At 72.6% G+C, this 22,075-nt stretch carries 25 protein-coding genes; 12 read left to right on the forward strand and 13 right to left on the reverse strand.

What is annotated here, in order from left to right:
* Window positions 1-363 precede the first annotated feature (363 nt).
* The 7 genes from VM242_05850 (at window position 364) to VM242_05880 (ending at window position 4,575) form a co-directional block, all read left to right on the forward strand.
* A complete protein-coding gene (locus VM242_05850; protein HVM04675.1) occupies window positions 364-630 on the forward strand; it encodes a hypothetical protein in 267 nt (88 codons plus the stop codon).
* A complete protein-coding gene (locus tag VM242_05855; GenBank protein HVM04676.1) occupies window positions 627-914 on the forward strand; it encodes a hypothetical protein in 288 nt (95 codons plus the stop codon). Before VM242_05850 ends, VM242_05855 begins: the two co-directional genes overlap by 4 nt.
* Before the next feature lies 1 nt (window position 915).
* The gene (locus tag VM242_05860; GenBank protein HVM04677.1) at window positions 916-1,170 is read left to right on the forward strand and encodes a hypothetical protein; all 255 of its coding nucleotides are present in this window, start codon (window positions 916-918) and stop codon (window positions 1,168-1,170) included.
* A 10-nt stretch (window positions 1,171-1,180) separates the two neighbouring features.
* Window positions 1,181-1,639, forward strand: a complete 459-nt coding sequence (locus tag VM242_05865) for a hypothetical protein (protein HVM04678.1) — start codon at window positions 1,181-1,183, stop codon at window positions 1,637-1,639.
* A gap of 16 nt (window positions 1,640-1,655) precedes the next feature.
* A complete protein-coding gene (locus VM242_05870; GenBank protein ID HVM04679.1) occupies window positions 1,656-2,432 on the forward strand; it encodes an HAD-IA family hydrolase in 777 nt (258 codons plus the stop codon).
* Between the two features lie 149 nt (window positions 2,433-2,581).
* Window positions 2,582-3,511 carry a LysR family transcriptional regulator gene (locus tag VM242_05875; GenBank protein HVM04680.1) on the forward strand — a complete coding sequence of 310 codons (930 nt, stop codon included), beginning with the start codon at window positions 2,582-2,584 and terminating at the stop codon, window positions 3,509-3,511.
* Between the two features lie 83 nt (window positions 3,512-3,594).
* Window positions 3,595-4,575 (forward strand): class I fructose-bisphosphate aldolase, encoded by a 981-nt coding sequence (locus tag VM242_05880; protein ID HVM04681.1) that lies wholly within the window; start codon window positions 3,595-3,597, stop codon window positions 4,573-4,575.
* Window positions 4,576-4,639: 64 nt separating this feature from the next.
* On the opposite strand, the gene VM242_05885 is transcribed toward VM242_05880, so the two are convergent.
* Both VM242_05885 and VM242_05890 read right to left on the reverse strand, forming a co-directional pair.
* A complete protein-coding gene (locus tag VM242_05885; protein HVM04682.1) occupies window positions 4,640-5,869 on the reverse strand; it encodes a GAF domain-containing protein in 1,230 nt (409 codons plus the stop codon).
* Window positions 5,866-6,510 carry a response regulator transcription factor gene (locus tag VM242_05890; protein ID HVM04683.1) on the reverse strand — a complete coding sequence of 215 codons (645 nt, stop codon included), beginning with the start codon at window positions 6,508-6,510 and terminating at the stop codon, window positions 5,866-5,868. Before VM242_05890 ends, VM242_05885 begins: the two co-directional genes overlap by 4 nt.
* 134 nt (window positions 6,511-6,644) lie before the next feature.
* On the opposite strand from VM242_05890, the gene rpe reads away from it, so the two are divergent.
* Both rpe and VM242_05900 read left to right on the forward strand, forming a co-directional pair.
* Window positions 6,645-7,352, forward strand: a complete 708-nt coding sequence (gene rpe / locus VM242_05895) for a ribulose-phosphate 3-epimerase (GenBank protein ID HVM04684.1) — start codon at window positions 6,645-6,647, stop codon at window positions 7,350-7,352.
* 56 nt (window positions 7,353-7,408) lie between these two features.
* Window positions 7,409-8,374 carry a phosphoribulokinase gene (locus VM242_05900; protein HVM04685.1) on the forward strand — a complete coding sequence of 322 codons (966 nt, stop codon included), beginning with the start codon at window positions 7,409-7,411 and terminating at the stop codon, window positions 8,372-8,374.
* A gap of 210 nt (window positions 8,375-8,584) precedes the next feature.
* Here VM242_05900 and VM242_05905 read toward each other — a convergent pair whose 3' ends face one another.
* The 3 genes from VM242_05905 to VM242_05915 are packed head-to-tail and all read right to left on the reverse strand — an operon-like array spanning window position 8,585 to window position 10,077.
* Window positions 8,585-8,950 carry a hypothetical protein gene (locus VM242_05905; GenBank protein HVM04686.1) on the reverse strand — a complete coding sequence of 122 codons (366 nt, stop codon included), beginning with the start codon at window positions 8,948-8,950 and terminating at the stop codon, window positions 8,585-8,587.
* Between the two features lie 60 nt (window positions 8,951-9,010).
* Complete coding sequence (locus tag VM242_05910) at window positions 9,011-9,322, reverse strand: AAA family ATPase (GenBank protein HVM04687.1); 312 nt, start codon at window positions 9,320-9,322, stop codon at window positions 9,011-9,013.
* Window positions 9,319-10,077 carry an ArsA-related P-loop ATPase gene (locus tag VM242_05915; GenBank protein ID HVM04688.1) on the reverse strand — a complete coding sequence of 253 codons (759 nt, stop codon included), beginning with the start codon at window positions 10,075-10,077 and terminating at the stop codon, window positions 9,319-9,321. The genes VM242_05910 and VM242_05915 overlap by 4 nt, the downstream gene beginning before the upstream one ends.
* Window positions 10,078-10,214: 137 nt before the next feature.
* Between VM242_05915 and VM242_05920 the strand changes: the two genes are divergently transcribed.
* A complete protein-coding gene (locus VM242_05920; GenBank protein ID HVM04689.1) occupies window positions 10,215-11,696 on the forward strand; it encodes a hypothetical protein in 1,482 nt (493 codons plus the stop codon).
* Window positions 11,697-11,934: 238 nt separating this feature from the next.
* Here VM242_05920 and VM242_05925 read toward each other — a convergent pair whose 3' ends face one another.
* From VM242_05925 to VM242_05955, 7 genes are all read right to left on the reverse strand, one after another.
* Window positions 11,935-12,843 carry a hypothetical protein gene (locus VM242_05925; GenBank protein ID HVM04690.1) on the reverse strand — a complete coding sequence of 303 codons (909 nt, stop codon included), beginning with the start codon at window positions 12,841-12,843 and terminating at the stop codon, window positions 11,935-11,937.
* Window positions 12,840-13,427 (reverse strand): sigma-70 family RNA polymerase sigma factor, encoded by a 588-nt coding sequence (locus VM242_05930; GenBank protein HVM04691.1) that lies wholly within the window; start codon window positions 13,425-13,427, stop codon window positions 12,840-12,842. Before VM242_05930 ends, VM242_05925 begins: the two co-directional genes overlap by 4 nt.
* A gap of 140 nt (window positions 13,428-13,567) precedes the next feature.
* Window positions 13,568-14,497: a type II secretion system F family protein gene (locus VM242_05935; GenBank protein ID HVM04692.1), complete on the reverse strand. Its 930-nt coding sequence runs from the start codon at window positions 14,495-14,497 to the stop codon at window positions 13,568-13,570.
* Between the two features lies 1 nt (window position 14,498).
* Complete coding sequence (locus VM242_05940; protein ID HVM04693.1) at window positions 14,499-15,458, reverse strand: type II secretion system F family protein; 960 nt, start codon at window positions 15,456-15,458, stop codon at window positions 14,499-14,501.
* Complete coding sequence (locus tag VM242_05945) at window positions 15,455-16,936, reverse strand: CpaF family protein (protein HVM04694.1); 1,482 nt, start codon at window positions 16,934-16,936, stop codon at window positions 15,455-15,457. The genes VM242_05940 and VM242_05945 overlap by 4 nt, the downstream gene beginning before the upstream one ends.
* Window positions 16,937-16,944: 8 nt before the next feature.
* Window positions 16,945-18,240 carry an AAA family ATPase gene (locus tag VM242_05950; GenBank protein HVM04695.1) on the reverse strand — a complete coding sequence of 432 codons (1,296 nt, stop codon included), beginning with the start codon at window positions 18,238-18,240 and terminating at the stop codon, window positions 16,945-16,947.
* Window positions 18,237-18,788 carry an RcpC/CpaB family pilus assembly protein gene (locus VM242_05955; protein HVM04696.1) on the reverse strand — a complete coding sequence of 184 codons (552 nt, stop codon included), beginning with the start codon at window positions 18,786-18,788 and terminating at the stop codon, window positions 18,237-18,239. The genes VM242_05950 and VM242_05955 overlap by 4 nt, the downstream gene beginning before the upstream one ends.
* A gap of 319 nt (window positions 18,789-19,107) precedes the next feature.
* On the opposite strand from VM242_05955, the gene VM242_05960 reads away from it, so the two are divergent.
* Window positions 19,108-19,500, forward strand: coding sequence for a TadE/TadG family type IV pilus assembly protein (locus VM242_05960; GenBank protein HVM04697.1), 393 nt, complete (start codon window positions 19,108-19,110; stop codon window positions 19,498-19,500).
* A 13-nt stretch (window positions 19,501-19,513) separates the two neighbouring features.
* Window positions 19,514-21,277, forward strand: a complete 1,764-nt coding sequence (locus VM242_05965) for a pilus assembly protein TadG-related protein (GenBank protein HVM04698.1) — start codon at window positions 19,514-19,516, stop codon at window positions 21,275-21,277.
* A 10-nt stretch (window positions 21,278-21,287) separates the two neighbouring features.
* Here VM242_05965 and VM242_05970 read toward each other — a convergent pair whose 3' ends face one another.
* A complete protein-coding gene (locus VM242_05970; GenBank protein HVM04699.1) occupies window positions 21,288-21,773 on the reverse strand; it encodes a hypothetical protein in 486 nt (161 codons plus the stop codon).
* Window positions 21,774-22,075 lie beyond the last annotated feature (302 nt).

Here is a 22,075-nt window from a genome sequence, read left to right on the forward strand (position 1 = left end):
GAGGAGGCGCAGCGTCGGGGGGCGGAGGAGCGGCTCCGGCTTCGCCCGCGCCGTCGGGCGGCGATCCGGCAGCCTCCGGGGCGGAGGCGTCGGCGTCGCTGCGGGAGCCGGGCGGACGGAGCTCAGACACGGGCGATCACCCTGCCACCGTACCCTGCTCGGCGCGGGCCGTCGCGTTCGCCGCGGGTCCCGTCGGAGGCCTCGACGCGGCGGCGCCGTCGTGGGATGCTGGCGCCCGTGACCAGCGCGCCGCTCCGCCCGGCGCCCGCCCCCGTCCGGCCCGATTTCCGCCGCACATGTGCATTGACCACCTAGCTGTAAAAAGACTATGGTGAATCAGCACCCAAACAGAAGGGGGATCGCATGGACGGCGGAGAAGCCGTACTCACCGGCTGGTACATCGGCTTCGTGATCGCACTGGTGGTCATCACGGTCGTGGTCATCCTCGCTGGCATGATCCTGGGCCTGGCCCGGCGGATCGGCGTCCAGGCCGAGCAGATCACGGCCGCGCTGGACGAGGGCCGGGTGAACACGCTGCCGCTGTGGGAGGTCGACAAGGTCAACGAGGAGCTCAACCTCATCATCCGTGATGCGGAGGCGGCTCGGGCTGTGCTCGGAGGTGGACGGTGATCGGCGCACTGCTGGCGCTCCAGTCGGAGCACGTGACGTTCTGGTGGATCACCCTCGGCATGGGTGCCGTCGTGATCGTCGCCGTCATCGTCCTCCTGTCGCTCCTCGTGAGCTTCGTCGACGACATCGACCGCAACCTGAAGGACGTGTGGGACACCGCCACCCGTCTGGCCGCCAACACGGCGACCACCTGGATGCTCCAGCAGACGGCGGTTCGCGCCGAGGAGCTGGGCAACGAGGTCCGTCGACATTCCGACCTCCTGGCGGCGAAGGGCGGGCGTTGACATGACCCTGCGCATCTTCCTCACCGTCCTCGAGATCGTGCTGTTCGTGGCCGTCCTCGGGTTCTTCCTCAACCGGATCACCGGTCAGCTGGTGAGCGTCAACCGGACGCTGGCCAAGATCACCTTCGGCGTCCGCGCCGTCGAGACGCAGTGCCACGTGATCGGCCCGGCGGCCGACCGCCTCAACTCCAACCTCGCGTCCGTGGCCGCCGGCCTCGAGGACGCGGCCGCCCGGGCGGAGCGCCTGGGCCGTTAGCACCGAACCGGTGACCGGCGGGCTCCTCCCTCCGTACGGGGAGCCCGCCGGCGACCGGGTCGACGACGCCGCCGTGCTCGCCGCGTTCCTGCGGGACGAGCCGGCGGCGGTCTGGTCTCCCCAGTTCCACATGGAGGGGACCGCTCTGGTGGCGGGGGGCGACCGGGCTCTCGGCCTGCGGATCGGTCGCCGCTCCTTCCTCGTGCGGGTCGACCTGCCCGGCGAGCTGGTGCCGGCCCGCCAGGCGTTCCAGGACGCCCTGACCGCCGAGGGCATCGGGTTCCTCGACGGGGAGACCCTGCTCGCCGCCCCCGTCGCCATCCAGGTGCTCGGGTTGCGCACGTCGCTGTGGGACCTGTGGGGTGCCGACATCGACGAGGCGTTCGCCGACCTCCGTGCCGCCGCCGCCGGCGACTGGGACGACCTGTTCCCGGGCGGGCCACCGCCGGTCGGGGGCCCGCCGTCTTGACATCGGCGATCGCCGATTGAGCCCGACGTCGGCCGGTGGCGCCGCCCCGGCGCGCCTCGAGGCCGTGGTGTTCGACGTGGACGGCACGCTGGTGGACAGCGAGCGCCACGGGCACCGGGTGGCGTTCAACCTGGCCTTCGAGGAGTTCGGCCTGCCCTACCGGTGGGACGAGGAGGAGTACGGGCAGCTCCTGCGCACCACCGGGGGCCGCCGCCGCATCGAGCAGTACCTGGCCCGCCACGGGGTGGGGGAGGCGGAGCGGGCGGACCTGGCGGCGGAGCTCCACGATCGCAAGACGGCGGTCATGAAGGAGCTGATCGCCGAGGGGCGGGTGCAGGCGCGCCCGGGTGCCACCCGACTGCTGGGCGAGCTGGCGGGGGCCGGCGTGGCCCTGGCCGTCGCCACCACGGGCAGCCGGGGATGGGTGGGCAACGTGCTCGAGAAGTGCGCGCCGGGCGTGGAGTTCGCGGTGACCGTCGCCGGGGACGAGGTGTCCGCCCGCAAGCCGGACCCCGAGGCGTTCTCGCGGGCCGTCGAGCTGCTGGGCGTCGCCCCGGCGTCGGTCGTCGCCGTCGAGGACTCGGCGGAAGGCCTGGAGTCGGCGACCGGCGCCGGCCTGCGGTGCGCCGTGGTCGTGAACGCGTACACGGCCGACCACGACCTCGGTGCCGCCGACCTCGTGCTCGACGGCTTCGGCGAGCCGGGGCGTCCGGCCACCGTGGTGGCCGACCGCCGTGACACCGGCTGCACCGGCGTGCTCGACCACGCCACGCTCGCCCGCCTGCTCCGCTGACGTCGGCGGCGGCGCGCACGCGGGCGGGCGCGGGCTTCAGGCCGTGCCGTGAGACGGTTCCCGGCGATCGGGGCAGGCCCACTGGTTTCATCATCGGTCCGTTCACGATTGGCCCGTGGCCGATATGAAAGCCTGATATATATCCGGGCATGACCCTGGGGCAGCTGCGAACCTTCCTGGCCGTGGCCGACGCCGGGTCCGTCCGGGGCGCCGCCGAGCGGCTGGTGGTGACGCAGCCGGCCGTGTCGTCGGCCCTGGCCTCGCTCGCCGCCGAGATCGGGGTCCCGTTGGTCGCCCGCGAGGGGCGCGGCCTGCGGCTCACCCCGGCCGGGCTGGCGTTCGCCCGCTACGCCCGCCAGGCCCTCGGCCTCCTCGACGAGGCCGTCAACGCCGCCGCCGGGCACGACCACCCCGAACGGGGGCGGGTCCGCCTGGCGGCCGTCACCACCGCCGGCGAGCGCATCGTGCCCCGCCTCCTCGCCTCCTTCCGGCGCCGGTACCCCGAGGCCGGCGTGGTGCTGGAGGTCGGGAACCGGCGCCGGGTGTGGGGCCTGCTGGCCGCCCGCCAGGTCGACCTCGCCATCGGCGGCCGCCCGCCGGCCGGCGAGCCCTTCGCCACCCTCGCCACCCGGCCGAACCACCTCGTCGTCGTGGCGCCCGCCGAGCCCGGCGCGGGGGAGCCCGTCCGCCACGTCTCCCTGGACGAGCTCGCCCGCGCCACCTGGCTGCTCCGCGAGCAGGGATCGGGGACCCGGGGGACGACCGAGGAGCTCCTCCGCGAACTGGAGCTCGACCCCCGCGTCCTCACCGTCGGCTCCAACGGCGCCATCCTCGAGAGCGTCGCCGTCGGGCTCGGCATCACGCTGATCTCGCGGGACGCCGCGGCCGGCGAGCTCGAGGCGGGAACGCTCCAGGAGTGGCGCCACGGGCGCCTCCCGCTGCGCCGCGAGTGGCACCTCGTCGGCCGGGCGGGGGGGGAGCTGGACCCGACGGCGAGGCTCATGCTCGAGCACATCGGTATAGCAGGCGACGGGGCCGAGCGATTCACCCTCCGCCAGCCGCTGTCGCCGAGAAGGTGACACGGACGGGACCGGCTCGTAGGATTCCGCGCAGGAGACACACGAGGAGGACGACGACCATCAGTGCGAACGATCTGAACGCCGTGGCCCGGGCCATGGTGGCGCCCGGCAAGGGCATTCTTGCCGCGGACGAGAGCTCCGGGACCATCACCAAGCGCTTCGAGGCCATCGGTGTCGACTCCACCTTCGACAGCCGCCGCGACTACCGACAGATGCTCCTCACGACCCCCGGACTCGAGGAGTTCGTGAGCGGCGTGATCCTCTACGACGAGACGCTCCGTCAGTCCAGCACCGACGGCGTGCCGTTCCCCAAGCTCCTCGAGGGCCTCGGCATCCTCCCGGGCATCAAGGTCGACACGGGCGCCAAGCCGTTGCCGTTCTCACCGGAGGAGAAGATCACCGAGGGGCTCGACGGCCTTCCCGACCGGGTGAAGGAGTACGTGTCGCTCGGCGCCAAGTTCGCCAAGTGGCGGGCCGTCATCACCATCGGCGACGGCATCCCCACCGACTACTGCATCGAGGCCAACGCCCACGCGCTGGCCCGGTACGCGTCCATCTGCCAGGAGGGCGGCCTGGTGCCGATCGTCGAGCCCGAGGTCCTCATGGACTGGGAGAACGACATCGACACCTGCTACGAGGTCACCAAGGCGGCGCACGTGGCGGTGTTCAACGCCCTGCGGCTCCACCGCGTCCGGCTCGACGGCATGATCCTCAAGCCCAACATGGCCATCTCGGGCAAGAAGTGCCCGACCCAGGCGGGCGTCGAGGAGGTCGCCGAGAAGACCGTCAAGCTCCTCCGGGAGACCGTCCCGGCGGCGGTGCCCGGCATCGCCTTCCTGTCGGGTGGCCAGAGCGCCGACGTGGCGACCCTCCACCTCAACGCCATGAACAAGCTCGGCCCCCATCCCTGGCAGCTGAGCTTCTCCTACGGCCGTGCCCTCCAGGACGACGCCCTCAAGGCGTGGAAGGGCGAGGCGTCCAACAACGAGGCCGGCCAGACGGCGCTGTACCAGCGGTCGAAGGACAACAGCCAGGCGACGTCGGGCAGCTTCGCCGCCGCCTAGGCGACCGGCACGCGTACGAGCACCCGGAGCCCCCGCCGAGGCGGGGGCTCCGTCGCACCACCGGTCACGAGCCGTTGCCGCGGGGCACGTCGACGGTCACGGTGGTCCCCTCGCCGGGCGTCGAGGCGACGGTGACGCGCGCACCCACCAGCGCGGCGCGCTCGGACATCCCGGCCAGGCCGTAGGCGTCGGCGCGGCGCGCCTCGCGCTCGACGTCGAAGCCGCGGCCGTCGTCCGCCACCACCAGGCGGGCGCCCGAGGCGGTGGCCGTGAGCGCCACGTGGACCGAGGTGGCGGCCGAGTGCTTGGCCACGTTCTGGAGCGCCTCCTGGGCGATCCGGAACAGCGCCGTCTCCACGTGGGCGGGGACGTCGCACGCCTCGACCTCGACCACCGCGCTCACCCCGGGGAGGGTGGCGGCCAGGCTCTCCAGGCCGGGCCCGAGGCCGAGGTCGTCGAGCACGGCGGGGCGCAGCCCCACGATCGTGCGCCGCGCCTCCTCGAGGGCGGCGGTGGTGAGCTCCTTGGCCGAGGCGAGCTCGGCGGCGACCTGGGAGGGGTTCGACGCCAGGTTTTCCTCGGCGGCGGAGAGGTGGTACCAGAGGCTGACCAGGCGCTGGCTGATCCCGTCGTGGACGTCGGCCGCCACCCGCCGCCGCTCGAGCTCCTGGAGCTCGATCGTGCCGGCGGCGAAGCGCTCCAGCTCGGCCTCCCGCTCCGCCAGCCGGGAGTACAGGCGGGCGTTGTCGACGATGCCGGCGAGGAGGCCGGCGACGTCGCTCAGCACGGCCAGCTCCTCGGCCGAGACGTGGCGGCGCTCCTTGGAGTGGACGTTCACCACGCCCACGACGTGGCGGCCGCGGCGCACCATGGGCAACGACACCAGCGACGCGTAGTCCTCGCCCCGCAGGGCCGGGATGTACTTGTAGCGGGGGTCCTGCCACTTGTCCTCGACGACCAGGGGCTGGCCGTGCTCGGCCACCCAGCCGGCCACCCCTTCCCCGATGGCGAGCTCGATGGTGCCGGCCAGCTCGTCGAACGGCGGGGTGGCGCCGGTGAGGACCAGGCAGGTCCGCTCCTCGTCGACCAGGTGCACGAAGCACACGTCCGCCGCCGTCGCCTCCACGATGAGGGCGGCGACCCGGCGCACGACCTCCCGGAGGTCGAGGTCCTCGGCGGTGATCTCGATGATGCGCCGCAGGAGCCCGACCCAGGCCAGCCGCTGGTGGTCGTCCGCCGGGTGGACGGCGGCCGCCTCACCCGCCTGGGCCTCGGCCGCTCCGCCGGCCGTCAGTGGAACAGCCCCTCGCGGAGGGCGGCGGCGATGGCCTGGGCGCGGTCGGCCACGCCGAGCTTGCGGTAGATGGCGCGGGCGTGCGTCTTCACCGTCTCCTCGCCCATCAGGAGCGTGCGCGCCACGGCGCGATGCGAGAGCCCCCGCACCATCTGCTCGAGCACCTCGCTCTCCCGGTGGGTGAGGCCGAGGTGGGCGCCGGGCCAGTACTCCCCGCTGTGCAGCTTGGCGGCGGACAGGGCGACCCGGCCCATCAGCGCCGGGTCGATGGCGATCTCGCCGTCCATCACCCGCTCCAGGTGGCCGACCAGCTCCTGGCCGGTGACGCGTTTGAGGAGGAACCCCGATGCCCCGGCCCGCAGGGCCTGGAACAGGTACTGCTCGTCGTCGTAGACCGTGAGGAACACCACCCGCACGTCGGGAAGGCGGGTGAGCAGGTCCTGGCACAGGTCGAGGCCGCTGGCCCCCTTCAGGCGCACGTCGAGGAGGACGAGGTCGGGCTGCAGCGATGCCACCAGGTCGGCGGCGGCGGCGGCCGTGGTCGTCTGGCCGACGATCTCGATGCGGGCGGCATGGGGCCGCAGCATGGCGGCCAGACCGTCGAGGACCATCTGGTGGTCGTCCACCAGCACGACGCGCATCGGGGCGGTCCTCCCGACAGCCGCCGCGTCCACCATCGGTCCAAGCCTACGCGTGGCGTGGGCCGGTCTCCCTCTGCGGTTCCCCGCCGCGGGGGAGGACCGGCGACGGGTCCCTTGCCTAGGATCGAGTGATCATGTCTTCACCCTCCGCGTCTGCGAACGAGCGATTCAGCATCATCCCGTCGGTCCTGCCGTCCGACTTCGCCCGGCTGGGCGAGGAGCTCGTCGCCCTCGAGAAGGCGGGCGTCGACCGCGTTCAGTTCGACGTCATGGACGGGGTGTTCGTGCCCAACCTGACGTTCGGGCCGGACGTCATCAAGTCGGTCCGGTCGTGGGTGGAGGTCCCCTTCGAGGCCCACCTCATGATCGTCGAGCCCGACCGGATGCTCTCGACGTGGGTGGAGGCGGGCTGCGAGCTGGTCATCGTCCACGCCGAGGCGGCCACCCACCTGCACCGGACCCTGGCCTCGATCCGCGAGATGGGGGCGAAGGCGGCCGTCGCCCTGAACCCGGCGACGCCCATCGAGGCGGTCAGGCACGTCGTCGACCTGCTGGACCTCCTCCTGGTGATGACCGTCAACCCGGGCTTCGGCGGCCAGGACTACATCGCCACGATGGAGCCCAAGATCGCCGAGGCGGCCGCCCTCCTGCGCAACGCCGACCACTACGTGGAGCTGGAGGTCGACGGCGGGATCAGCGCCAAGACGGTGGCCGGCGCGGCCAGGGCCGGTGCCCGCGCCCTCATCGCCGGCAGCGCCCTCTACAAGGACCCCGAAGGCCTGGAGCACGCCGTGTCGGAGATTCGCGAGCGCGCTCGCCAGGCCTGCCCCGGCGTCGAGTAACGCCCTTTCCTTTCCCGTCCCGTCCCCGCCCGTACCCAACCCCCGAGGTCGACCCGATGCCCGACAAGCAGATCGCCATCCAACGAGCCTGGCAGCGTGACAACGGCAACAGCCGCAGCCGGCCGGCCATGCTGGCCATCGCCGGCGACAGCGCCGCCGGCAAGACCACCCTCACCCAGGGCCTGGTCGCCGCGTTGGGCGTCTTGCACTGCACGTCGATCTGCACCGACCACTACCACCGCTTCGACCGCGAGGAGCGCAAGGACAAGCCGTTCACGCCGCTCCACCCCGACTGCAACTACGTCGAGGTGATGGAGCAGCACCTCCAGCTGATCGCCCTGGGCCAGCCCATCCTCCAGCCGGTGTACGACCACAGCAACGGCACGCTGACCCGCCCGATCCTGATCGAGCCCCGGGACTACGTGATCATCGAGGGCCTGCTCCCTCTGCACTCCAAGCTGTCGCGGGCGTGCTTCGACATCGGCGTGTACCTGGACCCGCCCGAGGAGATCCGCTACGACTGGAAGATCAAGCGGGACACGTCCAAGCGGGGCTACACCGAGGAGCAGGTGCGGGCCGACCTGGAGAAGCGGGAGCCCGAGTCGGCCGAGTTCATCCGTCCCCAGCGGGCCCACGCCGACATCGTCGTTCGCTTCGCGCCGATCGAGGAGCGCGGCGAGTCGGCGGACGACCCGCTCAGCGCCACCCTGCTGCTCCGGCCCACGGCGCCGCACCCCGACCTGGCCAGCATCCTCACCGAGGACGTGAGCAAGGCCATCCACATGAAGCTGACCCGCGACGACGACGGCAAGCCGGTCGACGCCGTCCACATCCACGCCTACGCGGACCCCGAGGTCACCGAGAAGGTGAAGCAGGCCATCTGGGACCAGCTCGGCGTGGCGGAGCCGCTGCCCGACACCCTGGGCGAGCTCGAGCCGGGCGGCCCCCGCAGCGAGCCGCTGGCGCTCACCCAGCTGCTCCTCCTCTTCCACCTCATCCAGGCGCGGAACTCGACCGCGTAGGTTTCGCCGTCGCAGCCGGAGGCTGCTCGGCGAGTCCGGTGGGGAGAAGGGCGCCGGCGGAGCCGGCGCCCTTCTCGCTGTCACCTCGTTCTCGGCCGGCAGCCGGGGGGCCGCCTGCGGCGGCGTCCGGCGGCCGCCGGCCTCCTGGCCCGTTCGGTCGCGTTGGCGACTGCTCTGCCCTTGCCTTTGCTTCGCTCGGCTCGCCTCGCTCTACGCGGGGACGGGGAGGAGGCTTCTGGCCAGGTTGCAGAGGGCTTGGACGGCGGGGGCCTCGGGGGCGAGGTCGAGGGGGGCGACGCCCTTGCGGTCGGCCTCGACGATGGCGGGGTCGTCGGGGATCGCGACGATCTCGACGTCCGGGAAGTGCTCCTCCATGGTGGCCAGGTCGGCGTCGCCGCGGATGCGGCTGGCCACGACCACGATGCGGCCCAGCTGCTTCTCCTTGGCCAGCACCACGGCCCGCTGGCCCACCTCGATCGACTTCGGGGTCGGCTCGACCACGACCAGCACGGCGTCGACCCGCTGGTCGCCCAGGCGGGTGAGCGTGCCGATGCCCGCCTCCAGATCGGCGATCACGGTGACGTCCTGGAAATCAACGGACCCGAGCAACTGCTCGGGAGACAGCCCGCATCAGAGTCAGCCTGGTTCGGGGTTGTCGATGCGGGTGACCACCGCCAGGCGCACGCCGTCGGGGGCGTCCGAGCCGAAGCGGGAGATGAGGTCGTCCCAGCCGGGCGCGTGCTCCTCGCCGCCCTCGTCCAGCCCCTCCCGCATGCCGACCAGCCGCTCGGTCTCGAAGTCGCCCACACCGAGGGAGATGCCCAGGTTGGGGTTCGAGTCGCAGTCCAGCGCGACGACCGACAGCCCGTGACGGGCCAGCGTGCGGGCGACCACGGCGGAGGTGGTGGTCTTCCCCGACCCGCCCTTTCCGACGACGGCAACCCTCATGCGATGCGCTCCTCGCTCATCTGGTCGACCAGGGATTCTACCGCCTGTACGGCGGCTGAATCGGGCGCCAGGTCGATGGGCGCCGCCATCTTCTCCTCCGCCTCCGCCAGCGCCTCGTCCCACGGCACGGCGCCGACGACCTCGAGGCCGGTCCGCCGGGCGATCAGCTCGACGTCGCCTTCCTCCCGGACCTTGTTGGCGACGGCCACGACCCGGCGGGGGTGCTCCTCGTCCAGCGAGAGCCGCGACAGCCGGCGGGCGGTGAGCAGCGACTTGGCCGTGGGCTCCACCACGATCAGGACGGTGCGGGCGTAGTCGCCCCAGCCGGTGAAGGCCTGGCGGGTGCCGCCGGGCAGGTCGCCCACCACGTTCCAGCGGTCGTCGGGCAGCTCGCGGAGGATCTGGCGGAAGGCGACCTGGGACTTGAACAGCGAGCGCGTGTCGCCGCGGTGCTTCCCGAACTGGAGGAAGCGGACGCCGTCGGGGGCGACCGCCGCGTAGCGGTCGATGGCGTCGGCGGCGGTGAGCCCGGTGGCCAGCTGCCAGCGGGGGCGCTCCCCCTCTGGCCGCTCCTCGATCGCCTCGTCGGGGAGGGGGGCGTCGGAGATCTCCAGGCCCAGCGAGAAGGCGAGGCCGGGCAGGGGGTCGGAGTCGATGGCGAGGACCGGGTCCCCGCGCCGGGCCAGCGCCCGGCAGAACGTGCCGGCGATGGCCGACTTCCCCACGCCGCCCTTGCCCACGAATGCGATACGCACACCACGCTCCTTGCCGGTGACGGCGACTCTAGCAACGCCCGTACGGGCCGCCCGCCGCGTGGACGACCATTGTCACTATGTGGTCGGCGGCGTATAACGTCCGGGCGGGACCGAGCGAGCAGGGGCAGGGGGACGAGATGGGAGCGGACCGCGGGAGCGCCGTCGTGCGCGGCGCGCGGCGCGTCGGCGCGCTGGTCGTCGTGCTCGCCCTGGCCGGCGTGGCAGCCGGGTGCGGCGGCGGCGACGAGTCGGCCACGTCGACCACGGCGGCCACCGCCACCTCGGCGGCGTCGGTGGACGAGGTCGCCGGGTGGCCCACCTGGGTGCTGACCGGTCCCGACCGCATCGAGGTGCCGCCGCCCCCGGCCGAGGGGTCCCCCGAGCGGGAGGCGGAGCTGCGGGAGGTGGAGGACCTGGCCACCAGGCGGACGCCCGAGGTGATGGCCCGGGTGGCGCGGTGGAACGGGCCGGTCGCCACCGAGCCGTGGACGGTCGTCAACAACGAGTACATCGCGTCACGGGCCAAGGACCCGCCCATGTCGTCGCGGAACCTCGCCTACACCCACGTGGCCATGTACGACGCGCTGGTGGCGGCGTACCACTGGAAGGCCCGGTACGAGCGGCCGGCGCCCGAGGGCGCCGAGCCGCTGGTCGACGCCGGCGACGTGCCGTCGTACCCGTCGGAGCACGCCGCCATAGCCGCGGCGGCGTCGAGGGTGCTCGCCCACCTGTACCCGGACAAGCCGGCGCTCCGGCTGGAGGAGATGGCCGACGAGGCCGCCCAGTCGAGGGTGGAGGCGGGCGTCAACACCCGCAGCGACGTCGACGCCGGCCTGGCCCTGGGCCTGGCCGTCGCCGACGCGGTGATCGCCAAGGCCGACGCCGACGGCTCGGACGTCGTGTGGGACGGCCGGCGCCCGCCCGGCATCGGCCGAGGCCCGCAGTACTGGGAGCCGCCGCCGGGGACGGTCTCTCCGCCGATCCAGCCGTTGGCGGGCACCTGGAAGACGTGGGTCCTCACGTCGGGCAGCCAGCTGCGGTCGATGAGCCCGCCGCCACCGCCGTTCGGCTCGGAGGGGTTCCGGAAGTCGGTGGACAGCCTGCTCGCCATCACCGGGTCGCTCACCGACGAGCAACGACGCATCGCCAAGTTCTGGGAGGGTGCCGAGGGCACGCCGCTGCCGGCGGGCATCCTGAACCAGGTGGTGCTCGAGGACGTGCGCAAGCTCCGTCTGGGCGTACCGGAGACGGCGCGCGTGTTCGCGCTGGTCAACATCGCCATGGCCGACGCCGGCGGCGGCGTGTGGGACGCCAAGTACGTCTACTGGTACCCCCGGCCGGAGCCGGCGATCAGCGACGCCGGGATCGTCCCCGGGTGGACGCCGCCCCTGCCCACGCCCCGGTTCCCGGCGTACCCGTCCGGCAGCGCCGGGTACGCGGGGGCCGTCGAGGGGGTGATGTCGGCGCTCTTCCCGTCGGACGCGGCCCGGTTCCGGGCCCGGGCCGAGGAGCAGGCGCGGTCACGCCAGATGGCCGGCATCCACTGGGACTTCGACTCCGTCAGCCTCGACCTCGGCCGCAAGGTGGCCGAGATGGTGGTCGAGCGCCAGGGGCTCTGACGCTTCGGGGGCGCCGGGTGACCGGCGCCGCCAGGGGAGTCGGAGACTGGTGTCGAACCCGGCTCCTCCTGCCGGACGGTGACGGGGCGGCCGAGAAACCGCTGCTCAGGCCACCCGAGCCGTTCGGCCGCGTCAGCGGCCGACCCGTTTGACACCAGTCTCCTCGGCCGCGCCGGGAGTGAAGACGCGGCGAGGCCCGCAGCGACCGCTGCGGGCCTCGCTCGCTGAAGCGCTCGGACTACGGGCGGCCGGCGGGAGGCCCGGCGGGGATGGAGCTCGGCACGTAGTCGGCGGCCGGGGTCTGCGTGGCCGTGTCGGTTCCCGTGGAGCTCTCGGAGCCGGCGTCGGAGGGCGGCGTCTCGCTCGGCGGGCCGGCGGGGACGGCCTCGGGCAGGTGCCCGGCGGCGGGGGTGCCGGCGGCGGTGTCGGTGCCGGTGGAGCCCTGGGTGCCGGCGGTGGCCGGCTTGCCGGCGGGGACCGACGAGGGGACGTGGCCGGCGGCCGGGGTGGTGTTGGCCTGGTCGAGGCCGTTCTGACCCGGGGCCGCCGGGCGGCTGCCGTCGCCGTCGCCGTCATCTTCGCCGTTGTTCTTGGCGTCCTCGGCCACCGTCCTGCCGTCGACGCCCCCGTCGGTGGCGTCGGTGCTCACGCGCCCGCCGAAGTCCGCCTTGTCGGAGGCCTTGTCGGGGAACGAGAACGGGGTCACCGCCTCGACGGCGGCGGACACCGCGTTCTGGGCCGGCTCGGGCAGCGCGCCCGCCGCCCCGGCGGCCGTCACGCTGGCCGCCGCCATGGAAATGCCGAAGGCCGCCTTGGCGGCCACGCTCAGCCCTGCAATGAACTCAATCATCTTCCTCTTCCTCCACTTCGGTAGTCCGGCCGCCTGCGGCGCAGGCCCGGGGACGTTGCTCGCTGCCGTCGCCGGCAGGTCGCCTTGTTCGGTGGAGAAGCCCTCGGCAATCATCGCCGCCAGCTGCGCCGAGGGGGCCGGACCCGGCCCGCTCGTCATGGTGCGCAGGTCCTCGGCGAACGCCGCCAGCGCGGGCAGCTCTCCGGCGTCGTTGCCGGTGAGGTGCGCCTCGAAGGCGGCGTCGTCGATGTGGGTGCGTCGGATCATCTCGGGGTCGTAATCGACGGCGTCGCTCACCGTGGTACGCCCTCCTGCTCGAAAATCCTCCGCAGGCTGGCCACGCCCCGGCGCTGGAGGGCCCGTACGGCGCCCGGCGACTTGCCCAGGGCGGCGGCCACTTCCTCCGAGGTGAGCCCGCCGACGAGGCGCAGCAGCAACACGTCGCGCTGGTCGGGCACCAGCCGCTCGCACACCCGCCGGACCCGTTCCTCGCTCAGGCGCCGGAGCGCCTCGTCTTCGGCGCTGGCGGAGGGCGACGCTCCGCCACGTTCGTCGTCGTCGAGCGGGGAAGCGGGCGGGCGCCGGGCCAGCCGGCGGCGCTCGTCGACGAGGCGGCGGTGGGCGATGGTGAAGACCCAGGAGCGGAACCGCTCCTCGTCGCCGGAGAACGACCCCAGGCTGCGCAGGACCCCGATGAACACCTCGCTGGCCAGGTCGTCGGGCTCGGGCGCCCCCTGGGCGCGCAGGTAGCCGGCCACCTGGGCGCCGACGGAGGCCCACAGTCGTCCCGCCGCCCAGCCGGCGCCCGAGCGGGCTGCGGTGAGGACGGGATCGAACTGCTGGCCCAGCCGTCCCGGCGGGCGGCGGTCGTCCTCGCTCACGTGGGTGCATATCGGCAGATTGGGCCGAGACCTGAGCGATTCCCGCGGCATCGGTCGCGCACGCGCAGGGTGCAGGGCACTCCGGCGAGGTCCTCGTTCCGCCCGCCGCCCACCGTGAATCGAACCCGGGCTTCAGGTCATCAGAGCGACTGGGCTACCGACTGCATGGCCGGCCCCAGGATCACGACGAGCACGGCCGGGAAGATGAACACCACCAGCGGGAAGAGGATCTTCACCGGCAGGCGGGCCGCCTTCTCCCGGGCCCGGGCCCGCCGCTTGTTGCGCATCTCGCCGGCCTGGGTGTGCAGGATGCGCCCGATCGGCATCCCCAGGGCGTCCGCCTGGGTGAGGGCCAGGACGAAGTTCGACAGGTCGGGGACCTCGGTGCGGCGCTTCAGGTTCTGGAGCGCCTCCCGCCGGGGCAGGCCGAGCTCCATCTCCTTGAGCGTGCGGGACAGCTCCTGGGCCAGCGGTGAGTCGAAGTGCTGGCACACGATCTCGAGCGCCCCCTCGAAGCCGACGCCGGCCTCCACCGAGATGGCGAGGAGGTCGACGACGTCGGGGAGCTCGTTGAGGATGGCGTCCTTGCGCTCCTGGACCTTGCGGGCCAGCCAGCTGGACGGCAGGAGGGCGCCGATGCCCGGCAGCAGCACCATCACCAGCACCGCCTTGCCCGTCGAAAGGGTGAAGAACGACAGGGTCACCATCGCCGCGACGAGCCCCAGGGCGGTGGCGACGACCTGACCGGTGACGAACTCCTCGGCTTTGATCGACGTGCTGAGACCGCTCTGCAGCAGCTGGCGGTGGACCTTCAGGACGTGGTTGCGGGGCGTGAGGCGTGTGACCCGGTCGAGGACACCGCTACCCAGTGGGCGCATCACCCGGGCCAGGAACGGCAGGTGCATGCGCCGGGTGAACGTGTCGGCGTCGCTCTCGTCGAACACGTCGTTGTCCAGCTCGGCGAGATAGGCCGACGGATCGGATGCCAGGCGCCGCTGGGACACCCCGGCCAGGACGGCGGCGATGCCGCCCAAGGCGAGGCCGACGGCGAGGAGCACAGGAAGGGTCACGTCACACCTCGATCTTGACCATGCGGAGGATGACTGCAACGCCGGCTGCGATGGACAGGCCGGTACCGGCGAGGACGGCCAGCCCCCACCCGCGGTAGAAGGGCGCCGCGTAGCCGGGGTTCATCAGCTGGATGGCCAGGAGCAGGCCGACGGGCAGCGCCCCGAGGACCCAGGCCGAGATGCGACCCTCGGCGGTGAGGACCTTGACCTCCCGCCGCACCTCTTCCCGGCTGCGGATGAAGTCCGCCAGGGTGTGGAGGATGTCGGCCAGCTTGCCGCCGACCGTCTGCTGGACGCGGATGGCCTGGACCACCCACTTGAGGTCCTCCACCTCCAGCCGCACGGCCATGCGCTCCAGGGCGTCGACCACCGGGTCGCCCAGGCGGGTCTCCGAGATCACCCGCCCGAACTCCTCGGCGATGGGGTCCTCGGCCTCCTGCGTCATCATCTGGATGGCTCGCAGGAAGGTGTGGCCGGCGGACAGCGACGAGGCGATCAGGGACAGGGCCTCGGGGAGCTGGGCCTCGAATGCCTGGCGCCGCTTGGTGATCTTGACGCGGGGCACGCCAGCGCCGGCGCCCACGGCGCCCAGGGCGCCGACCACGCCGAGGACGATCGAGGCGGTGATCACGCCCAGCAGGGCGCCGGCCACGATGGCCCCTGCGCCCACGACGATCACGTACTCGCCGGGCTTCAGCGGGATGCGGGCCCGCTCGAGGGTGCGGGCGAGGGAGCCCTTGGCGTCGAACTGTCCGACCACGCGGCCGGCGACGCTGACCGCCCCGGTGTGGAACAGGCTGTGGCTCTCGGTCACGGCGTCGACGGGCACGTCGCGCTCGCCGTAGGGCAGGTCGAGGATGTCGGCCAGCGCCTGGTCGCGCTCGCGGGTGCGCAGGAGCACGCCGACGACCACGAAGGCGATGCCGAAGCCGACGAGGATGGCGACGACGGCGGCGCTCATCGGGCCCGCTCCAGCTCTGCCAGCTCGCGGGCCCGGGGGACCCGCATCCGCCCGGGGCGCTCGCCGGCGGAGGCGACGCGGCCCGACTTCGACTGGAACACCTTGGCCGGGATCTCGATGCCGGCGGCCGCCAGCTTGTCGATGAACTTGGGCCGCAGGCCGGTGGGCACCAGCTCGCCGCCCGGTCTGCCGTTGGCGCCGACGCCCGGCTGCCAGCGGAAGATGTCCTGGAGGAGGATGATGTCGCCCTCCATGCCCTGGACCTCGGTGACGGCCGTCACGACGCGGCGCCCGTCGGGCCGGCGGTCGACCTGCATGATGACGTCCAGGGCGGCGTTGACCTGCTCGCGGATCGCCCGCATGGGAAGCTCGAAGCCCGACATCAGGACCATGGTCTCGAGGCGGCTGAGGGCGTCCCGCGGGCTGTTGGCGTGGACGGTCGTCATCGACCCCTCGTGGCCGGTGTTCATGGCTTGGAGCATGTCGAGGGCCTCGGCGCCGCGGACCTCGCCGACGATGATGCGGTCGGGCCGCATGCGCAGCGAGTTCTTCACCAGGTCCCGGATGCGCACCTCACCCACGCCCTCGGCGTTGGGCGGGCGGGACTCCAGGTTGATGACGTGGGGCTGCTGGAGCTGGAGCTCGGCCGAGTCCTCGATGGTGACGATGCGCTCGCCTTCGGGGACGAAGGACGAGAGCACGTTGAGGTTGGTCGTCTTGCCGGTACCCGTGCCGCCCGAGACGAGGATGTTGAGCTTGCCCCGGACGCACGCCTCCAGCAGCACGGCGAGGTCGAGTGTGTAGGCCCCGAAGTTGATGAGGTCCTTGACGGTGTACGGGTCGGCGGCGAACTTCCGGATGGTCAGGACCGAGCCGTGGATGGCGAGCGGCGGGATGATGGCGTTGACGCGGCTGCCGTCGGGGAGGCGGGCGTCCACCATGGGCGAGCTCTCGTCGATGCGCCGGCCCACGGCCGAGACGATCTTCTCGATCACCTGGCGGTACTGGACGTCGTCGGTGAACGCCAGCTCGGTGGGCTCGATGCGCCCGTCGCGCTCGACCCAGATCTCGTCGAAGGCGTTGCACATGATCTCGGTCACGGTGACGTCCTGGAGGAGCGGGTCCAGGGGCCCGTAGCCAAGCGTGTCCTGGATCACCTCCTGGACGAACTTGCGGCGTTCCAGGGGCGACACCTGGACCTCCTGGCGCTGCAGGATGCGGTCCAGGGCGGCCTTGAGCTCGGCCGTGAGGGCGTCGCCCTTCAGCTTGCCCATCTTGGGAGCGACCTCGGCCAGCACCAGGGTGCGCACCTTGCGCTTCGACTCCTCCCACGAGGAGTTGTCCCGCTTGGGTTTGGGTTTGGCACCGTTCGCGCCGGCCGAGCCCCGGCGGCGGGCGGGGCGGGTGTTGATGTCGGCCTTGGCCTCCTCCTTGCGCTCCTGCTCCTCGAGCGCGGCGAGCCTTTCCGAGAGCTTCACGGGGCCTCCTAGTGGACCTGAGCGGCGGGCTGGCGGCGGAACAGGCGTCGACCGCGACGCCCGTTGTCGGCGGGGGGCTCGGCGGCGGTGGCCATGGCGGGCGGCCGGTCGCCGGCCGGGAGGAACGTGCCGAAGCCCTGCAGGATCAGCTTGCTGATGGGGGCGCCGGGCGACGACGCGAGCACCGGCACGCCCAGGTTGATGGAGCGGCTGACCTCCTTGGAGTACGGGAGGACGGCCGTGAACCCCTGGGGGAAGAGCCGGGTGATCTGGGCGACATCGATGCCGACGTCGGTCTCCGCCTTGTTCAGCAGGAGCTTGATGTTGTCGCTCGGGATCTTCAGGCGCTCCAGGGCGCTCAGGAAGACGCCCATGTTGCGGACGCTGGGCAGGTCCAAGGTCGCCATGGTGAAGAGCGTGTCCGACAGGTCGAAGGCGGCCAGCACGATCTCGTTCAGCGCCGAGGGCGTGTCCACGACGACGTAGTCGAAGCGCTTGCGGGCGGCGGTGATGATCCTGCCCACGTCCAGAGGGTCGATCCGGTCGGCCTCGGCGGGGTCCTTGGGCGCCGCCAGCACGGCGATCCCGGACTCGTGGGTGACCATGTACTCCTCGAGGTGCGCCTCCAGGTCGGCCTCGTCGGCGTCTTCGCGCTGGAGGGCGTCGGAGATGGTGAACCTGGGCCGCAGCCGCAGGGCGGTCGAGACCTCCCCGAACTGGAGGTCGAGGTCGATGATGCAGGCCCGCTTGCCGGTGTAGTGGCCGAGCAGGAAGGCCAGGTTGGTGGCGATGAAGGTCTTGCCGCAGCCACCCGTCGCCGACGACATCGTGAAGACCTTGCCCAGGTGGTCCCGGGTGCCGTTGGCGACCCCCGGGACGGGCGCCGGCGCCGTCGCCGCGGACTTCTTCCTCACCATGTCGAGGATGCGGTTGAGGCTGTCCTTGAGCGCCTCGTCGTCGGCCGGCAGCTGGACCAGGTCCACGGCGCCCGTGCGGACGATGTCGCGCAGGGCGGCGTCGGGCCGGCGGCCGAACGCCAGCAGCAGCTCCATGTCCGGGAGCTCGTCGTGGATCACCTCGAGGCGGGCCAGCCCCGTACGGGTGGCCAGGCTCGGCCCGGCCACCAGCACGTCGAACGGCCCGTCGGCGCTCAGCACCTCGGCGACCACGCCGACCCGGGTGGCCGTCGTGATCTCCGGCCGGGGGCGGAGGTCGCCGAGCACCCGCTCCAGCTGCTCGGCGAGGGCCCCGCTGCGGTCGAGGACGAGGATCTTGGGGTTGCGCATCTGCCCCTGCCCGCTCACGCGATGTTCTGCGTGGTGCGACCGGGGGTGGCCGGGAGGCCGGGAGCGTTCTCCGGCGTCAGCGACAGCCAGAGGCCCTCGAACGAGGCGAGGTAGATGACCTGCTCGGCGGCACCCGGGTTCACGGCCAGGAGGTAGGTCGTGTTGCCACCCTCGGCGCCGGCGGCCGGCCCGGTGACGGCCAGCACCTCGGCGTCGGCGATGATCAGCTTGGTGGCGGGCACGCCCTTGGCCGCCGAGTTGGGCTGGCGGTCCTTGAAGGTCCCGTAGACGTTGACCCGGTCGCCGGCCTTGGCGTAGCCGGCGAGCCCGGCGATGGCGGGGACCTGGACGGCGACCCCCTCCTTGCCGTTCGGCACGGCGACGGTGGGCGCCGAGCCGGTCGAGGCGGCGGGCACCGTGGCCACGCCGCCCGAGGGGGCGGCGGCGGTCACCTTGCCCTCGCTCTGGCCGCCGTCGTCCCGCACCAGCAGGAAGGTGAGGGCGGCACCGACGACGAACACGGCGGCGCCGACGGCGATGAGAGCGGTGGAACGGTTGCGGGCCATGCGTCCTCCGTTGCGGTTCGGGAGCCAGGGATCGGCCAAAGGGTTCTTCGGCAGGGCAAACGGCGGTCTGGATGGCGCTGGCGGGCCCTTTCCGCGTGGCCCGATCGGGCTGGTCACGGCCGGGCCACCTACCCCCCGGTCGGGCCACGGGGGCCCACGACGGCGCCGGCAAATGAGCCGATCGGGCTATGCAGAACCGGTCGGTGACGTGCCGATAGTCCCCCCGAAGGACGAGGCGGATCGGAGGGCCGGTGTGAGGGGTCGAGGTGCGAGGGGCGCCGGAAGGCGCACGAAGCGGGCGGAACGGGGCAGCGTCCTCGTGGAGTTCTCGCTGGTGTTCGCCCTGTTCGTCCTGGTGATCTACGCCCTCATCAGCTTCGGCGTGATCCTGGCGGCGAAGAACAGCCTGACCCACGCCGCCGCCGAGGGCGCCCGGGCCGCCGTGGCCGTGGTCGACGACCCCATGACGGCCGACGACGAGCGGGTCGTGCGGGCGAGGGAGAAGGTCGACCAGGCGCTCGACTGGTTCGGCACCAAGTACGAGCCGGGCGACACGACGGCGTCCATCGCGCCGTGCGGGGCGGCCGAGTGCATCACCGTGAAGATCGTCTACCCCTACTCCACCCGGCCCATCGTGCCGCCTGCCCCCGGCCTCGGGCTCGTCATCCCTTCCAACCTCACCTCGACGGCGGTCGTCGAGCTCACCGACTAGGAGACGAGCAGACGTGAGAAGGTCGCTGTTCCTCAACCGGGCGCGGCGCGACCAGCGGGGCGTCGTCCTGGTTCTGGCCGTTCCCGCCCTCGTCCTCGCTCTGGCCTCCATGGCCCTGTCCGTCGACATCGGCCGCCAGGTGCTGGAGAAGCGCGATCTCCAGAAGATCGCCGACCTCGCCGCCCTCGACGCCGCCCGGGACGTCGACAACGCACAGACGGCGGCGGAGGCGTCGGCCGACCGCAACGGATTCGACCCCACCGAGGAGGGCGCTTCCCTCGTGGCCGAGCGGGGCGCCATCGACTCCTCCCGCGCCTTCACGGTCGACCCGGCCGGCGACTCGGTGCGCGTCACCCTCACGGCGAGGATCGACTACATCTTCGCCCCCGGCTCCAGGAGCGTGACGGCCACGGCCGTGGGCCAGCGGGAGGCCCCGACACCGCCGCCGACCACGCCCACCACCACCACGTCGACAGCGACGCCGGTCCCGACCGCCGGGTTCACCATCGGGTCCACCCTGGCGTCCGTCGACACCACCAAGGCGTCGCTGCTGAACAAGGTGCTGGGGGCGTGGATGAAGGGCACCGCCTCGGGCGGAGGCACCGCCGACGTCGTCGGCTGGCAGGGGCTGGTGGACGCAAGAATCACCCTGGCGGACCTGCAGAGCCAGCTCGAGCTCCTCGAGTCAGGCGTGCAGTTCGGCACCGTCGACGAGCTGCTGGCCGCCGACCTGAAGCTCGCCGACCTGGCGAAGGCCACCGCCAACGCCCTGAACGCCGCCGGCGAGCCGTCGCAAGCCGCCCTGTACGCGGGGCCCCTCGGGATCACGGCGCAGGCCACGAGCACGGCCACGTTCCAGCTGGACGACCTCATCACGGTCGCCGCGGGCTCGGGGGACGCCGCCCTGGCCACCGAGCTCAACGCCTGGGAGCTCCTGGTCGGCAGCGCCATGGTCGCCAACGGGACCAACCTGGTCAGCATCCCAGACATCGGGATCAGCATCCCGGGGCTGGGGACCACCAGCCTGAGCCTCAAGGTCATCGAGGCCAAGCGCACCTACATCGGCCCCGCCGGCAGCGGCGTCAGCACGGCCCAGGTCGAGATGACGATCACCCCGACCCTCGACCGGCCCCTGGTGGTCACCGGCCTGACCGACGCCCGTCTCGTCGGCTCGTTCCCCTTCACGCTCCAGAGCGCGGGCGCCACGGGCACCCTGTCGGCGATCACCTGCTCGGGGACGAGCCCGGGCATCGGGGTCACCACCGACCTGAAGGCCTTCTCGGCGTCGACGTCGGCCACCCTCGGCGTGAACGCGACGGTGCTGCTCGCCAGCGTGCCGGTGGCGACGGTGGCCACCAGCGGTGGAGTGGCGCTCACCGACCCGACGTCGGAGAACGTCGAGTTCGCCTACCCCGGTCAGTTCACGCCCAGCTCCACCGGCAAGCGGGTGGGCTCGTCGCCCCTCGGGCTGTCCACCGGGTCGTCGTTCGACGCCACGGTGACCTCGCTCGGCGTGGTCGCGCTTGCCGCCGACCTGGACGTGACGATCGAGAACGACCTCAAGGAGGTGGCCGGGCTCCTGGACGAGCACATGATGGCGCACCTGCACAAGAACCTGGGCGTGAGCATCGGCGTGGCCGACCTGGCTGCCCTGAAGAAGGACTTCGACTACGGCTGCGCCAACCCGATCGTCCCGACCACGACCGCGACCACCACGGTGACCACCACGGGGCCGACCACGACCACGACCATGGCGCCGCCCAAGCTGGTGGGGTGAGCGCCGGTCCTCAGCGAGGGGCCGACGCCAGGAAGCGGTCCATGTCCTCGGCCCGGTAGAGGTTGTGCATGGCGGGGTGCTGGGGGGCCTTGCCGACGACCGTCCCGTCGGCGGTGGCGCCCCAGAAGCCCTCGTACACCTGCTGCGGCCGGTGGGGGTCGGGGACGTGGTGCGGGTCCCGGTCGACGTCCATGCCCGCCGCCACCCAGGACGGCTCGTCGAGGAACAGCACGACGTGCGGGCGCATGAGTGACCGGGCCCAACCCAGCCGCCCGGCGTCGTCGCCGACGTGCAGGAGCGTCGTGACGGCTAGGGCGTCGGAGGTGGACCACTCGGGCCGGCGGGTGCGCACGACCACGGTCGCCCACCGGCGGACCTCGGCCCAGAAGCCGAGGGGGTCGGGGTAGAAGAAGCCGTGGTGGGGCTGGCCGAGGGCGGGCGGGTCGTCGGGCCAGAGCACGAGCGTGTCCCGCCAGGTCGGGGGCTTGGTCGTCACCAGGAGGAGCCAGGCGTTGAGCGCCCCCGGGCTGTGGTCCGGCCATCCCCCGGCCCGGTGCCGCAGCGCCCGACGGCCGAGCCGACCGAGGCGCAGAGCCGCCTCGCGTCGCTCGGCCGGGTCCGGCGAGTAGAGGTCGGCGATGGGCCATGATAGGAGCGCTCCGGGGGGTGGCCGCCCCGGCCCCGGGCCCCTTGTAGGGGCTTTCGTCGTGTCCTTTCCTTTTGCGGTCGTCGCGACTACGTTCTCGGGCCAGGGAAAGGGGAGCACCCGAGGCGGACCGCCGGCGACAGGCTCGATCG

It is taken from the genome of Acidimicrobiales bacterium, assembly GCA_035540975.1.
In the GTDB taxonomy this organism is placed as follows: Bacteria; Actinomycetota; Acidimicrobiia; order Acidimicrobiales.